The organism is Streptomyces sp. NPDC104367, assembly GCF_055583825.1.
This window is the reverse complement of the sequence record NZ_JBVJND010000030.1, coordinates 86,234-99,950: the sequence shown is the minus strand read 5'-3', so window position 1 is coordinate 99,950 and position 13,717 is coordinate 86,234. Positions and strand designations below refer to the sequence as shown.

The 13,717-nt window shown below is 70.4% G+C and carries 10 protein-coding genes and 2 pseudogenes; 3 read left to right on the top strand and 9 right to left on the bottom strand.

Going from position 1 to position 13,717, the window contains the following annotated elements; genetic code table 11:
• Positions 1–484: 484 nt before the first annotated feature.
• The 4 genes and pseudogenes from ACZ619_RS34915 to ACZ619_RS34900 all read right to left on the bottom strand — a co-directional run.
• The gene (locus ACZ619_RS34915; RefSeq protein ID WP_469607706.1) at positions 485–1,207 is read right to left on the bottom strand and encodes a hypothetical protein; all 723 of its coding nucleotides are present in this window, start codon (positions 1,205–1,207) and stop codon (positions 485–487) included.
• Between the two features lie 527 nt (positions 1,208–1,734).
• Positions 1,735–3,117, bottom strand: coding sequence for an NADP-specific glutamate dehydrogenase (gdhA, locus tag ACZ619_RS34910; RefSeq protein WP_469607703.1), 1,383 nt, complete (start codon positions 3,115–3,117; stop codon positions 1,735–1,737).
• A gap of 373 nt (positions 3,118–3,490) precedes the next feature.
• Entirely contained in the window at positions 3,491–3,577 is an 87-nt protein-coding gene (locus ACZ619_RS34905) for a DUF5701 family protein (protein ID WP_469607768.1), read from the bottom strand.
• A 115-nt stretch (positions 3,578–3,692) separates the two neighbouring features.
• A pseudogene (locus tag ACZ619_RS34900) lies at positions 3,693–3,791 on the bottom strand (hypothetical protein); the annotation flags it as partial.
• A 419-nt stretch (positions 3,792–4,210) separates the two neighbouring features.
• On the opposite strand from ACZ619_RS34900, the gene ACZ619_RS34895 reads away from it, so the two are divergent.
• Positions 4,211–5,500 carry a 2-isopropylmalate synthase gene (locus ACZ619_RS34895; RefSeq protein ID WP_469607700.1) on the top strand — a complete coding sequence of 430 codons (1,290 nt, stop codon included), beginning with the start codon at positions 4,211–4,213 and terminating at the stop codon, positions 5,498–5,500.
• On the top strand, positions 5,497–6,183 hold the full coding sequence (locus tag ACZ619_RS34890; RefSeq protein WP_469607697.1) for a hypothetical protein: 687 nt from the start codon (positions 5,497–5,499) through the stop codon (positions 6,181–6,183). Before ACZ619_RS34895 ends, ACZ619_RS34890 begins: the two co-directional genes overlap by 4 nt.
• 361 nt (positions 6,184–6,544) lie before the next feature.
• Here ACZ619_RS34890 and ACZ619_RS34885 read toward each other — a convergent pair whose 3' ends face one another.
• The 5 genes and pseudogenes from ACZ619_RS34885 to ACZ619_RS34865 form a co-directional block, all read right to left on the bottom strand.
• The gene (locus tag ACZ619_RS34885; protein WP_469607696.1) at positions 6,545–7,330 is read right to left on the bottom strand and encodes a hypothetical protein; all 786 of its coding nucleotides are present in this window, start codon (positions 7,328–7,330) and stop codon (positions 6,545–6,547) included.
• Positions 7,331–7,486: 156 nt separating this feature from the next.
• Positions 7,487–7,613: pseudogene (locus tag ACZ619_RS34880) on the bottom strand (beta-ketoacyl synthase N-terminal-like domain-containing protein); the annotation flags it as partial.
• Positions 7,614–7,991: 378 nt separating this feature from the next.
• Positions 7,992–8,687 carry a response regulator gene (locus tag ACZ619_RS34875; protein WP_469607693.1) on the bottom strand — a complete coding sequence of 232 codons (696 nt, stop codon included), beginning with the start codon at positions 8,685–8,687 and terminating at the stop codon, positions 7,992–7,994.
• Positions 8,684–9,874, bottom strand: a complete 1,191-nt coding sequence (locus ACZ619_RS34870) for a sensor histidine kinase (protein WP_469607691.1) — start codon at positions 9,872–9,874, stop codon at positions 8,684–8,686. The genes ACZ619_RS34875 and ACZ619_RS34870 overlap by 4 nt, the downstream gene beginning before the upstream one ends.
• A gap of 20 nt (positions 9,875–9,894) precedes the next feature.
• Positions 9,895–10,443: a hypothetical protein gene (locus ACZ619_RS34865; RefSeq protein ID WP_469607688.1), complete on the bottom strand. Its 549-nt coding sequence runs from the start codon at positions 10,441–10,443 to the stop codon at positions 9,895–9,897.
• 255 nt (positions 10,444–10,698) lie between these two features.
• Here ACZ619_RS34865 and ACZ619_RS34860 point away from each other — a divergent pair, with 255 nt between their 5' ends.
• Positions 10,699–13,698 carry a carbohydrate binding domain-containing protein gene (locus tag ACZ619_RS34860; RefSeq protein ID WP_469607685.1) on the top strand — a complete coding sequence of 1,000 codons (3,000 nt, stop codon included), beginning with the start codon at positions 10,699–10,701 and terminating at the stop codon, positions 13,696–13,698.
• Positions 13,699–13,717: the final 19 nt, after the last annotated feature.

Genomic DNA, 13,717 nt, shown 5'->3' with positions numbered 1-13,717 from the left:
ATCACCGGGGCACCACGGGACGAGGCGCAGCAGGAGGCGGAGGATGCGGCCGGTGACGGTGCGGGGAAGGGCGTAGGCGGTGGTGCAGGCCATCCGCCCGCGCGCAGGAAGGTCAGTGGGAGGCTCGCGGAGGTGAGGCAGGCGGCGGCCGCGGCCTGGTGGTGCCGGGGTGTGAGCTGCCGAGGCGCCATGCTCCGTGGGCCCAGCCGCCCACCAGGTTGGTGCAGTTGGAGGCGGAGTAGAGCGGTGTTGCCGTGTCCGGAATGCCGGCGTTCGGTGAGGCCGGTGAGGCCGGAACGGCGCCGGCGAGCAGTAGCGGCACGGGCCCGGCATGCACGCCCAGCGCGCAAGGAAAGTACCCGCGGCTGCCCGAACCGTTCGACAAGGCGCCCGATCCGGGGCCCGGCGACGGCGTCCGCGACACAGCGCACTGCGTCGAGCATGACGATGCTGCCTGTGCCCCGCCCGACGGACGGTCGTGCGATCACTGCCGGGGAATCGTGGTCCTCTCGCCCTCCGTGCCACGAACCCGAGCGAGCAGGCTTTCGATGGCGGGGCGAAGGGGCATCGGTTGCGCAGTGGACGCCCAGGCCTCGACGCCCACAGGCTGACCGCCGTCCCTCTGAATGCCCTCGGCGAGACGCTCGAGATCCTCTTGGTGGAGCTGTCCATTGACGAAGAGGTAGGCCGCACAGTCCATCTCACGCGCCCGCTGGACGAACCGGTCCGACGCCGTCACATCAATGTGCCCTGTGCGGTCCAGAGAGTACGCGGCGAAGACCCCGATCCTGACGTCCCCCGGGCTCACCACAAGAACCGCGAGTGGCTCACCCAAACCGGCGTTTGGATAGTGTTCCACCTGCTCACCGTCGGAGCGTGCGGCCTCGACGGCGTCACGGACCCGGTTCTCGAAGATCGAGAGCTCCACGGCACGCACCTGAGAGTCCTGGACTGACGCCGGGTTGAGTTCTTCGAGGATGTTCAGCGTGGCCTGAGCCTGCTCGGTCAGCCCGGAAGCGGCCTGTTCCTCCGCCTGCCTGCGCAATGCGTCCGCCATCGTGACCTCCAAGTCACCGAATCGTACGCTTTCGATAGTGCGGCCGCTCAAAGCCATCAGCAGAAACAGCCCACCGATCACCAACAAGGTGGCGGTACCCGCTTGGTTCTGCGAGACAAAGACCGCCACCCCGCCGGCGCCAACGAGCAAGCACCCGACTGCCCCGACCGCAGGCCGCTCCAACCTGCCCAGCCAGCCTAGACGGACGGGCGGTGCCCCGTCTCGCACAGCCATCGACCTTCCAACCCCTCCAGGCACGAGGGAATTTTACGGCCAGGCAGACCTCATCGAGCCCAAGTACCGGGAGACAGAGTGGAGTTATGACCCCCAGCCGTCGGCAGAACGCTGCACCCTCTTCTCTACGTCCGCGCAGCCGCGCCAAGCGCTCTTCCATGCCGTCCCGGCACAACGGAGGACTCGGGAAGCACTCGGGCATGCGGTGCGGCCAGTTGAGCGGGTGGTCGTCCGGCCAACAAGCGTGGGGTCGGTGTCAGTTGGTGACGGCCTCCCGGCCCGGCAGGTCTACAGGTCGACAGGTCCGGTCCTTCCAGCGCCGGGCCCGCCTCGGAAGCACTCCCACGCCCGTGCGGGTTGCGGCAAGGCCGGGCTGACCATCGTCCGCCCGGCCGTCCGGCCACTCGTCGTCCTGTTCGCCGTGGGGGCGGCGGTCCCTGCGCTCAGATGACGCCCTGGGCCAGCATCGCGTCGGCGACCCGTTCGAATCCCGCGATGTTGGCCCCCGTCACGTAGTCTCCGGGGGCGCCCCAACGCTCGGCCGTCTGGTGGCAGGTGGCGTGGATGTCGTTCATGATGTGCGTCAGCTCATCCTCCACCCGGGCCGCCGACCACGACGTACGGGCGTGGTTCTGCGCCATCTCCAGGGCGCTGACCGCGACCCCGCCGGCGTTGGCCGCCTTGCCCGGCCCGAACGCTACGCCCGCCTGCTGGAAGAGGCGTACCGCTTCGGGGGTGCTCGGCATGTTGGCACCCTCCGAGACCGCCTTGACCCCATTGCGGATCAGGGTGGCGGCGTCCTTGTCGTTGAGCTCGTTCTGTGTCGCCGAGGGCAGCGCCACGTCGGCCGGGACGTCCCACACCCGTCCGCCGGGTACGAAACGCGCCGAGGCGCCTCGGCGTTGGGCGTAGACGTCCACCCGGGCGCGTTCGACCTCCTTGACCTGCCTGAGGAGGTCGAGGTCGATGCCCTTCTCGTCCACCACGTATCCGGAGGAGTCCGAGCAGGTCAGCGCGTTGGCGCCGAGTGCCGTCAGCTTCTCGATGGTGTAGATGGCGACGTTGCCGGAGCCGGAGACGACCGCGTTCTGACCTTCCAGGTCCTCTCCGCGTTCACGCAGCATCGCCGCGGCGAAGAGGACGTTGCCGTACCCGGTGGCTTCCGGGCGGATCAGTGAGCCGCCCCAGCCCTGTCCCTTGCCGGTGAGGACGCCGGCCTCCCAGCGGTTGGTGATGCGCCGGTACTGGCCGAACAGGTAGCCGATCTCACGCCCGCCGACGCCGATGTCGCCCGCGGGCACATCCGTGTGTTCGCCGATGTGCCGGTACAGCTCCGTCATGAACGACTGGCAGAACCGCATGACCTCCGCGTCACTGCGGCCATGGGGGTCGAAGTCGCTGCCGCCCTTGCCACCGCCGATACCCAGGCCGGTGAGCGCGTTCTTGAAGATCTGCTCGAAGCCCAGGAACTTGATGACCCCCAGGTTCACGGACGGGTGGAAGCGCAGACCTCCCTTGTACGGGCCGAGCGCGCTGTTGAACTCCACCCGGTATCCACGGTTGACGTGAACGCGGCCCCGGTCGTCCTGCCAGGGCACCCGGAAGATCACCTGACGCTCCGGCTCGCACAGCCGCTCGAGCAGGCCGGGCTGTGCGTACTCCGAGCGGCCCTCGACGACGGGCGCCAGGGTCTCCAGCACCTCGTGGACGGCCTGGAGGAACTCCGGCTGAGCCGGGTTGCGGGCCTCGATCTCGGCGAGCAGGCGCCCCAGCGCGGTCTTTCCCGTCGTTGTGGTCACGTGGATCCCTTCTGGCACGGCTGACATGGTGAAGCCCGTACTTCGGCGCCCTTGCCGCGCGCGGGACATGCATGCATTACGCGTATGTAAACACGCCGATCGGCTTTCGATCATGAACATAGTCACTCTGTGAGACGGGGCAGGCGAATCGCCCGGTTTTGGGCATTGATGGGGAAGGTGGCGCGGGCGCGGACGGTCGACCTAGGAGTGATTTCGGGAGTCAGTCGTATACGGCCGGCAGGCTGACCCGTGTCGGCGCGGACACGCCGGAGGGCTCCGCAGCGGGACCTCAGCGGCCAGCCGGCGCGATCATCTGGTTGCACCACCGCCTCCGCCCCTTCCGAGCAACAGCTCTGCACACGCTCCGAACCCGGCGGCCCGTCGCGGAAGCGAAACCCAGTCAGGTGCGACGGGTGCCCGCCCAACACCATTCGGCCTTGGGGGCGTTGTGGTGCTCGTGGCCGTCGCGCCCAGTGCCGTTGCCGATCCGGAGCGCGGGAGTCCGGGCGTCCGGGCGCCCGGAGTGCCGTTGACCTTGCGCGCGGGCGGGAGCCGATGGGCATGAAGCAGCGGTTGCGTTCCAGGGCGTCGGGCTGCCGCATCGCCCCGTGGACTCCCTCCGTCAGCAGCAAGGGACACGGGCGCCTGCGGTGAGGGCGGGCAGCGCCTCGCGCCTCATCCGAAGCCCGGTTCGCCCTCACGGCTGCTGCATGGAGGGGGCGCAGGTGTCATGGTGCGGTCGTCGCGGTCAAGGCGTCAGGGCGTCAGGGCGTCAGGGCCCCGGTGTCGGCGTCTCGCGGCAACGAAGCGACCGCCTGGCGGAGCAGCACCGGCGGAGGCGGGCGCTCGCCCCTGCCGAGGTCCACGGCGCTGACACCGTACGGCGGCCTGAACGGCGTCCGGGCGGGTCGATCGGGTGGCCCGACCGCAGCGAGCCCGCCGTAAACCTGGCGGAAACCCATCGGACGGGAAGACCTACAGGGGCGCGGGCAGGTAGACCCGGTGGAACAAGCCGGAGACAGCGGCAATGTCGCGGTTTGCCCTCATAAGAGACGACAGAAACCCCTTTCACTCGATCGAGTGAACATACATCCCACTGTGTGATCTTGAACGATTTCCCATGAAAGCTGTCGATCATCAGTACGACCAGCAAGATTGGGTGAACAGCGTGTCCGTGGACGTGGTACGGGAGTCGGCCGAGGCCGGGCGAGTGGTGCTGTGGGAGGAGTCCGCACGGGATGGCGCACAGGCCAAAACCCTGATGTCAGCCGACTTCCGGGTACGGCTGGCCCGGCAGACAGGCGGGATGTTCGGAGCCGACGGCGCCCGGCACGTGGTGTTCGCCGCGGGCTTCCCCGCGGTCTGCGCCGAGGAGTACGAGGCCGTACGCCAGGTCACCACCGAGGCCGGTGACGCGGTGAGTGCCGCCGCCGTCTGCCGGGGCGCCGTCCGGGACGTCGAGCAGGCCGTCGCCTCCGTGCGGGGCGCCGCCCACCCGAGGATCATGATCGTGGTCCCGGCCTCCGAGGCGATGGCCGAGGTGATGACGCACCGGACGGCCGCGGAAGCCCTCGCGATCGGCACCGACCTGGTCAAGCGGGCCCGGGACCTGGACGACTCCGTCGCGGTGGACGTCTGCCTCGCCGACGCCGCCCGGGCGGACAACGCGCTCGCCGGGGCGCACGCCGGGGCGATGACCGCGGCCGGGGCGGGCTTGGTGATCCTCGCGGACACCGTGGGCGGACAGCTCCCCGACGCCTGCGGCACGATGTTCCGTGAGGTGGCCGCGGCGGCGGGCCCGGACACCGTTCTCGGGTCGCACCTCCACAACGACCTCGGCCTCGGCCTCGGCCTCGCCAACTCCCTCCAGGCGCTGCGCGCCGGGGTGCGCGTGCTGTCGAGTTCGTGGATCGGCATCGCCGAGCGCGCCGGGATGGTCGCGACCGAACAGCTTCTGCTGCTCCTCGCGCGCCACCATCGCGAACTGCTCGGACCCGGAGCGGACCTCTGGTGGACGGCGCCCGACCTCACCCGCGTCCCCGGGATCGCCGCCGAGGTCTCCGGCGAGACCGGGGTGCCGCTCACCGTGACCACCCCGGTCGTCGGAACAGGCGTCGGAACCATCTCCACCGGCACGCCCTTCGTTCACCCCCAGCTCTTCCAGCCGTACGACCCCGCCGAGGTGCTCGGCACGGAACCTCGGGTGCTGCTCACCCAGTTGGCCAGCGCGCGTGTGGTCACCGCGGTGGCCGCCCGGCTCGGGCACACGCTGGAACGGGAGCAGACACAGGCCGCCATGGACTGGGCCAAGAGACGCGCCTTCCGCACCGGGCACGCCGTGATCGACGACGGCGCCTTCGCCGCCTACCTCGACGGACTCACCGCTCTGCCCGCCGGGAGCTCCCGATGAGCCGCTCCCCCGTCACCCTCGACCGTGCGGCACAGGCGGTCGGGGCGGGCTCCGCGGTGGTCGTGCCGAACCCCGCCCCGCTCACCCATGTGGTCACCGCCACCCGGGCCCGCGCCGTCAACGAGGCGAAAGGCCGCCCCGGTGACCAGGCCGTGGCGCTCTGGGCCCACCATCCGGACACCGTCGCCGCCCTGCACGAGGTGTGGGAACTCAAGCCCGAAGCCGCCCGGTCGGCGTGCCGGCTGCTGGCGGAGGAGCGGCTGACGGTGCTCGTCCCGGTCTCCGCGGCGGCCTCCGAACGGTTCGGCCCCGCCGTCAAGGACGGCTGGATGCTGCTGTTCGGCGCCCGCTGGCAGCCGCTGCGCCCTCTGCTGGACGCCCATCCGGTGCTCTACGTCAGTAGCGCCAACCGCACCGGCAGCTCGCCCGCGGCCACCACCGCCGAGGCGCTGGAGATGTTCCCCGCCACCGTGCCCGTCCTCGAACTCCCGCACCCGGAACCCGTCGCACCGGGGGACGGCCCCCTCACTTCCCGCCGTGCGACCACCACCGTCCGCCTCCACCCGGACGGCCTGACCGAACTGCATCGACACGGGGCCCAGGACGCCGCCGCCCCCACCCCGGAGAGCTACCTGGAGCACCTGCGGTCCCGCTACGGAACGTCGTACCGGCCGACCGCCTGATCACACCACTCCCCCGTCCCGGACTCGCCTGACGGACGAGTGACGTGTTCGAGCACCGGCGAAACGGCAGCGGCGGCACACGGTCGCCGCTGTCACGGCGTGTCCATGCGCACACCGGCCAGATCCTGTCCCGGATGAACTGTCTCCGCCGCCTGCGGGCATCGTCCGAAGGATCAGCGGGGTCGTCGGTGCGCGCGATGTACGGGCGGTTTCGAGTGCCTGAGCGCTGACGGGCCGGGCGCCGGCCCCCTGGGCGATCCTCGAGAACCCCAGCGGCACAGGACGAGCCCCTCGCGGACGGCGCGCGAGACCGGTCGAGGTCGAGGTCGTACGAGGGGATCGGGCGCCGGCCGCCCGGACCTCAGCCCCGCCGTCGGGCGGCGGCCGCCACCAGTACGGCCAGGACCGCACCGAACGCGACGGCCGCCGGCCAGACGTCCCCGGTGAGCCAGTACGCGCCGATGCCGCAGACCGCGGCGAAGAGAACGCCCCACCTCCAGCCGGCACCCCGATGTGACGACCCCACGGCCGCGGAGGCGGCGAGGTGCTCCCGCAGCGCGGCGCTCGGCCATCCGTCACCCGCGCCCGACAGCAGCCAGACCGGATCTGTGTGCTGCCACCGCAGGAAGTCGGCTATCAGCGCGTGCACCGGCCCGCCCTCGCCCGGCGCGTCTCCGGCGTCGAGGCGCTCCAGGTCGGCGAGGGTTCTTTCGAAGTGGAGGCGGGTGTCTGCGCCGTGGTCCAGCCCTTCGGTCCGCAGGAGCACGTAGGGGGCGAACCTCGCGTCGACGAGGGCGACGAACTCGTCGTAGAGGGGTGCGTATCGCGCGCCGAGCCGGCCGATCAGGCCCTCGCGCCGGGCCCGCAGCCGCGCCAGCGCCGTCCGCTGGTCGACCACCAGGTACGGGTACGTGGCGTCCCCCCACTCACCGAGCAGTTCCGCGTGCTCGTCGGTACCGGCGTCGGCGGTGTCGGCGAACCTCGCCTCCAGAAGGTCGCCGGAGCCGTACATCGCCCACCACAGCAGCGGTGGCCAGTTCTTGGCCTCCAGTTCCGTCGCCCCGTCGAAGAAACCGGCCCATTCCCCGGCCGACCCGTCCGGTGTACGGGGCTGACGGGCACTGTCCAGATAGAGGCGCAAACTCATCGCCGTTTCCCCACCCTCACTCGCGGATACGCCGGCCACAGGGGCACCCGTGACCGCCGCAGCGTCATCACCCCCATCATGGCCGCCTACCTCCACCCGCTTCACCCGGCCGCGCTCCTCCACGACGGTCCAGCACCCCTGTGTCAGGGACCCAGGGCGCCGCGAACACACCCGTACGACGGCCCCTCAACCCACCCGCGTCGACACCCGCCCGCTCGAACGCCTCCCACGCCGTCTCCGACAACAACGGATCCGTCGTCAACGCCTCACGCGGCGAAACCCCGGCGCAAAGGCCGCCGGAAAGGCCGACGCAAAGGCCGACGCAAAGGCCGACGACCGGGAACGAGCCGGTTTCTTGCGGGGTTTGGGGCTATTCGGCGGTGGCGAGGATCCGAAGGCGGGCCGGGGTCTCGCGGATGACGTCCCTCAGGTCGCGGTTCTCGGTGGCGTCGCCCCACCGGCTGAAGGCGACGCGGAACACGGCGCTGCCGGTCTCGGCGGCCGGACCGGCCTCGATGTCGCCGGCACCTCGCTGCTTCAGGGCGTCGGCGAGTGCGGCTGTCAGGGCCGCCTGCTTGCCGGATCACAGCCTTGATGCCGCGCCGGAACCGGCCGACGGGGCCGCGGGCCCTCGCCCTGGGCGGCCGGACCGGGGCCCGGGTCAGGCCAGGCCGGCCGCGATGGCGCGGCGGACGGCGTCGGCGCGGTCCTGGATGCCGGCTTTGGCGAACAGGTTGTTGATGTGGGTCTTGACCGTGGCCTCGCTGATGAAGAGTTTCTCGGCGATGGCCCGGTTGGGAAGGCCCTGGCCGATGAGGGTGAGCACCTCGCGTTCGCGGCGGGTGAGGTCCGGGGGCAGCGGCTGCGCGCCGGCCGACGGGCGGGTGCGCAGGGTGGCCATGAGGCGGTTCTGCACCTCGTGGTCGAGTACGGACTGTCCCGCGGCGGCGGCCCGGATCGCGCGGACGATGTCCTGGCGCCCCGCGTTCTTCGTCAGGTAGCCGCGGGCGCCGGCGCTCAGGGCGGCCAGGATCGAGTCGTCGGCGAAGGTGGTCAGCACGACCACGGCCGTTGCCGGGTGTTCCTCGCTCAGCCGGCGGGTGGCCTCGGTACCGTCCATCAGCGGCATGCGCAGGTCCATCAGGACGACGTCGACCGGTGCGGCGGCGACGGCGGCGAGCACCTCGGTGCCGTCCGCGCAGGCGGCCACGACGTCGATGTCCTCGGTCATGTCGAGCACCGCGGCCAAGGGCTCGCGCACGGCGGCCTGGTCGTCGGCGACGATCACCTTCAGCGGGCGCCCGGTCAGCGGGTCCCGCGGGTTCCGTGGCTCCTGGGCCGGTTCGTTCGTCGTCATCCTCGGATCACTGCCTCCACCTGCCAGCCGCCCCGGTCCGGTCCCTCGGTGAGCGGACCCGCGGTGAGGGTGCCGCCCAGCAGGGCGACGCGTTCGCGCATTCCTATCAGGCCCATGCCGCTGCCGACACCCGCGGTCGCCGCAGCGGTCGCGGGTCCGTTGCGGACGACGAGGCCGGTCGAGGCGGCGTCGAACGTCAACTCCACCGCGATCTCGCCCCCGGGGGCGTGGCGGGCCGCGTTGGTCAGCGCCTCCTGGGCGATGCGCAGCACGTTCTGGGTGACCTGTGCCGGCAGCTCCCGGACGGCCCCGGTGACGGTGAGCGCCTCGCGGTGGCCGGACGACTCGATCATGGCGGCCAGGCTCTCCAGCAGCGGAAGGGAGTCCTCGCGCAGCGCGTGCACGGTCCACTGGGCCTGCTTCAGGCTCTCCCTGACGAGGCTCTGCGCCTTGTTGTGCGCCGCGCGGACCTTCTCCAGGTCGCCGGTGTCCATCAGGGCGTCCGCCAGTTCCAGGTGCATGTTGATCCCGGCCAGCGAGTGCGCCAGCACATCGTGGACGTCGCGGGCGATGCGGCCGCGTTCGGTGAGCACGGCCTCTCGCGCCTCGGCCCGCGCGGCCCGCTCGGCGGACTCGGCGGCCTGGAGCCTCGCCTCCACTGCCTGTTGCCTGCCGCGGCCCATGATCCCGGCCACCACCGGGACGCCGGTGCTGAGGCCGAAGGTCCAGGTGAGCACCTGGTGGTCGGGGCCGACGTAGAAGTAGAAGACAGCGCCGCACAGCAGGCTGGACAGGGCGGCTACCGCCAGGGCCGGTCTGAGGGCAAGGCGGTAGCCGGCGTGGCCGACGAGGAAGTAGGCGAAGAGGTAACCGGAGCCGCTGTTGCTCGCCTCCAGCAGGGCGGCGGCCGCCACGACACCCGCGGTCAGCCAGACCAGCGCGGCCCGGCGTGGGTAGTCGGGCGGCAGGTGCCTGGCCAGCAGGGCGACGGAGTTGACCGCCAGCAGGGCGACCACGGCCAGGCCGCGGCCGCTGACGCCCACCGGCCGGACGGTGCTGAACGCGATGACGACGATCAGCAGGGTGACGGCCCACTGGAGGCGGGCGTCGCGCAGGGGAAGGGCCCGAGGGCCGGGCTCCCGTACGGGGGCCGGCCCAGGGGCGGGGGGATTGTCGGAAGCGGACACGGCGCGACGATAGCCCGTCGTCAGACGGTCCGGTCCGCGGAGACCGCCGCGGACCGTCCGTCCACGGCCGGCTGCCGCTGCTCCCGGGTGACCATGCGGCCGCGGAGGAATATCGTGCCCAGCCGTGTGACCACCTCGGTGAGTGCCATCAGGACGAACGCGGCCACCCACGCGTCCTGCGTGGTGATCTGGTGGGCCAGGCTGAAGCGGGCCACGTCGTCGGCGCCGCCGTGGTCGACCCACAGCTGGAAGCCCATCCGCGCTCCCATGCCCAGCACCCACAGGGTCGCGGAGACCGCGCCCGCCTTGATGAACAGATGCGTGCCGGACCTGCGTATGCGGGTGTAGACGCCGCCCGCGATGCCGAGGGCCGCGCCGAGGGCGACGAGCACGCCGATCAGCACCAGGTCGTTGCCGGCCGTGGGCACGGTGTTCAGGTAGCTGTGCGCGACGAAGGCCACGATTCCCAGGGGGATCACGTACGACTTGGCGTCGAGGCGGCCCTCCCTCAACTGCCGGAAGACGACGAGGAGGAGGGCGATGTCGGTGATCCAGTCGGTCGTTGTCATGCCTCCAGCCTGCTGGCACGGGCCCGTACGCGCCTGGACCCACGGGTGGAACTGTGGGTGGAGTCCGGTCGGCCGCCGATCTCCCGGCCCCTGAGCGGAGCGCGGGCCACCGGAGGCCGCCCGCGGTGCACGCGCCTCTGTGCCATCGCTTTACGTTTCTGTCATGGCCCTGTAATTTCCAAGCGTGCAAGAAGTTGCAGCAACTTGCCGACTTGGCTTGCACGTTGATCCGGCACCCCCCGCGCTGGGAGAGACATGAGACGACACTTCTCGACGACGTCCGCGCGCCATGAACCACCCCACCCGCTCCGCCGCGCGCTGCTGACAGGCGCGACCGCGGTCGGGCTGGTCGCCACGCTCGTGGGTTTCCCGCAGACCCCGGTCGCCCTCGGGACGGCCGCCGCGTCGTCGAACACGGCGACCGTCTTCTACTACACGAAGACCAAGAACTGGTCCTCCACCTACCTGCACTACGCCCCGGACGGCGGTTCGTGGACCACCGTCCCCGGCGTACAGATGGAGACCGCCTGCACGGACTGGGTGAAGAAGACCGTCGACCTCGGCTCGGCCACCGGACTGCAGGCCACGTTCAACAACGGCAGCGGCACCTGGGACAACAACGGCGGCAACAACTACGCGCTGGGCACCGGCACCATCACCGTGAAGGACGGGGTGATCGCCCACAGCGACCCGTGCACCGACACGGGAGGCGGGACCGGCAACCAGGCCACCGTCTACTACTCGACCGCCACTTCGGGCTGGACCACCGCCAACATCCACTACGCGCCCGCCGGCGGTTCCTGGACGACGGTCCCCGGCGTCGGGATGGAGACGGCCTGCACGGGCTGGTGGAAGAAGACCCTCGACATCGGCACGGCGACCTCGCTGACGGCCGCCTTCAACAACGGCAACGGCGTCTGGGACAACAACAACAGCGCCGACTACACCCTCCCCACCGGCACCACGACCGTGGCGAACGGGACCGTCACCGCCGACGCCGAGGACCCCTGCGCGGCCGAGCCGCCCGACACCGAGGCCCCGACCGCGCCCACCAAGGTCACGGCGACCGCCACCAACACCTCGGTCGTGGTGAGCTGGGACCCGGCCACCGACAACAAGGGCGTGACGAAGTACCAGGTCACCCGCACCGGCGGCACCAACGGCACCGTCGTCACGGACATCGGCTCAACGGTGTTCTCCGACACCGGACTCGAGGAGCGGACGGCCTACACCTACACGGTCAAGGCCGTCGACGCGGCCGGCAACACCTCGCCCGCCTCCGCCGAGGCCACCGCCACGACCGGCGACAAGGCCGCGGAACCGCCCGCCGGCACCCCGCTCGGCACCGATCCGCGCAAGGACCCCATCTACTTCGTGCTGACCGCCCGTTTCTACGACGGCGACACCTCCAACGACCGCGGCGGCAGCCAGCACGTGAAGTCCGGCAACGCGGCGAACAACGACCCCATGTTCCGCGGCGACTTCAAGGGCCTGGTCGAGAAGCTCGACTACATCAAGGCCCTCGGCTTCTCGGCGGTCTGGATCACCCCGGTCGTCCTCAACCGCTCGGACTACGACTACCACGGCTACCACGGCTACGACTTCTACAAGGTGGACCCCCGCCTGGAGTCCGCCGGCGCCTCCTACCAGGACCTGATCAACGCGGCCCACGCCAAGGGCATGAAGATCTACCAGGACGTCGTCTACAACCACAGCTCCCGCTGGGGCGCCAAGGGGCTGTTCACCCCGACCGTGTACGGCGTCCGGGACTCCGAGTGGAGCTGGTACTACGACGAGAAGAACGAGGGCTTCGAGTACGACGGCCTGACCGTCGAACCCAAGTCCGGGAAGTCGTACTACAACGGCGACCTGTGGTCGACCGCCGAGCCGTCCGGCAACACCTGCCTCAACTGGGGCACACCCACCGGCGGCAAGAGCTCCGAGGGCTACACCCTCTACAACTGCCAGTGGCCCAGCCCCACGTCGGGAATGTTCCCGAAGCAGTACTACCACCAGTGCTGGATCGGGAACTGGGAGGGCGAGGACTCACGCTCCTGCTGGCTGCACGAGGATCTCGCCGACTTCAACACCGAGTCGACGCCCGTGCAGAACTACCTGATCGGCGCCTACGACAAGTACATCGACATGGGCGTCGACGGCTTCCGCATCGACACGGCCGTCCACATCCCGCGCGTCACCTGGAACCGCCGCTTCCTGCCCGCGATCTACGACCGGGTCACCCAGCGGTTCGGCACGGACGCCGCGAAGAACTTCTTCGTCTTCGGCGAGGTCGGCGCCTTCGTCAACGACAAGTGGAACCGCGGCTCGGTCAACCACTCGGCACAGTTCTACACCTGGAAGGAACGCAAGGAGTACAGCGCCGACGACGCGACGGCGGCGATCGAGCAGTACGACTACGAGGAGCAGCTCGGCACCGGCAACCAGCCGACCTCGACCAACGCCTTCCTGAGCGGCAACGACTACCACACACCTGACCGCAGCCAGTTCTCCGGCATGAACATCATCGACATGCGCATGCACATGAACTTCAGTGACGCGCAGAACGCCTACAACAACGGCAAGGACTCCGACGACAGCGTCAACGACGCCACCTACAACGTCGTCTACGTCGACAGCCACGACTACGGTCCCAACAAGTCGAGCACCCGCTACAGCGGCGGCACCGACGCCTGGGCCGAGAACATGTCCCTGATGTGGACGTTCCGCGGTATCCCGACGCTGTACTACGGCTCGGAGATCGAGTTCCAGAAGGGCAAGCAGATCGACTGCGGCCCGACCTGTCCGCTGGCGTCCACCGGACGCGCGTACTACGGCGACCATCTCGCCGGGTCCGTCACCGCGACGGACTTCGGCAAGGCGGACTCCGCGTCCGGCGAAGTGGCCACGACTCTCGCCCAGCCCCTGGTCAAGCACCTCCAGCGGCTCAACCAGATCCGCCGGGCCGTCCCGGCCCTCCAGATGGGCCAGTACTCCACCGACGGGATCACCGGCCAGATGGCCTTCAAGCGCCGCTACACCGGCGGGAGCACGGACAGCTTCGCGCTCGTCACCGTCACCGGCGACGCCACCTTCACCGGCATCCCCAACGGCACCTACACGGACGCCGTCACCGGAACCGTGAAGACCGTCACCAACGGCACGCTGTCCGTCGCCGCCCCCGGCAAGGGCAACCTGCGGGTCTACGTGCTCAACGGCCCCGGCAAGATCGGCGACGACGGCCCCTACCTCAATTGACATCCCCTCCCCCTGCGAA

Coding starts and splice junctions, on each gene's coding strand:
- ACZ619_RS34860 (WP_469607685.1), top strand. CDS start 10,699: ATGAGACGACACTTCTCGACGACGTCCGCGCGCCATGAACCACCCCAC.
- ACZ619_RS34875 (WP_469607693.1), bottom strand. CDS start 8,687: ATGACGACGAACGAACCGGCCCAGGAGCCACGGAACCCGCGGGACCCG.
- ACZ619_RS34890 (WP_469607697.1), top strand. CDS start 5,497: ATGAGCCGCTCCCCCGTCACCCTCGACCGTGCGGCACAGGCGGTCGGG.
- gdhA (WP_469607703.1), bottom strand. CDS start 3,117: ATGTCAGCCGTGCCAGAAGGGATCCACGTGACCACAACGACGGGAAAG.
- ACZ619_RS34865 (WP_469607688.1), bottom strand. CDS start 10,443: ATGACAACGACCGACTGGATCACCGACATCGCCCTCCTCCTCGTCGTC.
- ACZ619_RS34885 (WP_469607696.1), bottom strand. CDS start 7,330: ATGAGTTTGCGCCTCTATCTGGACAGTGCCCGTCAGCCCCGTACACCG.
- ACZ619_RS34895 (WP_469607700.1), top strand. CDS start 4,211: ATGAAAGCTGTCGATCATCAGTACGACCAGCAAGATTGGGTGAACAGC.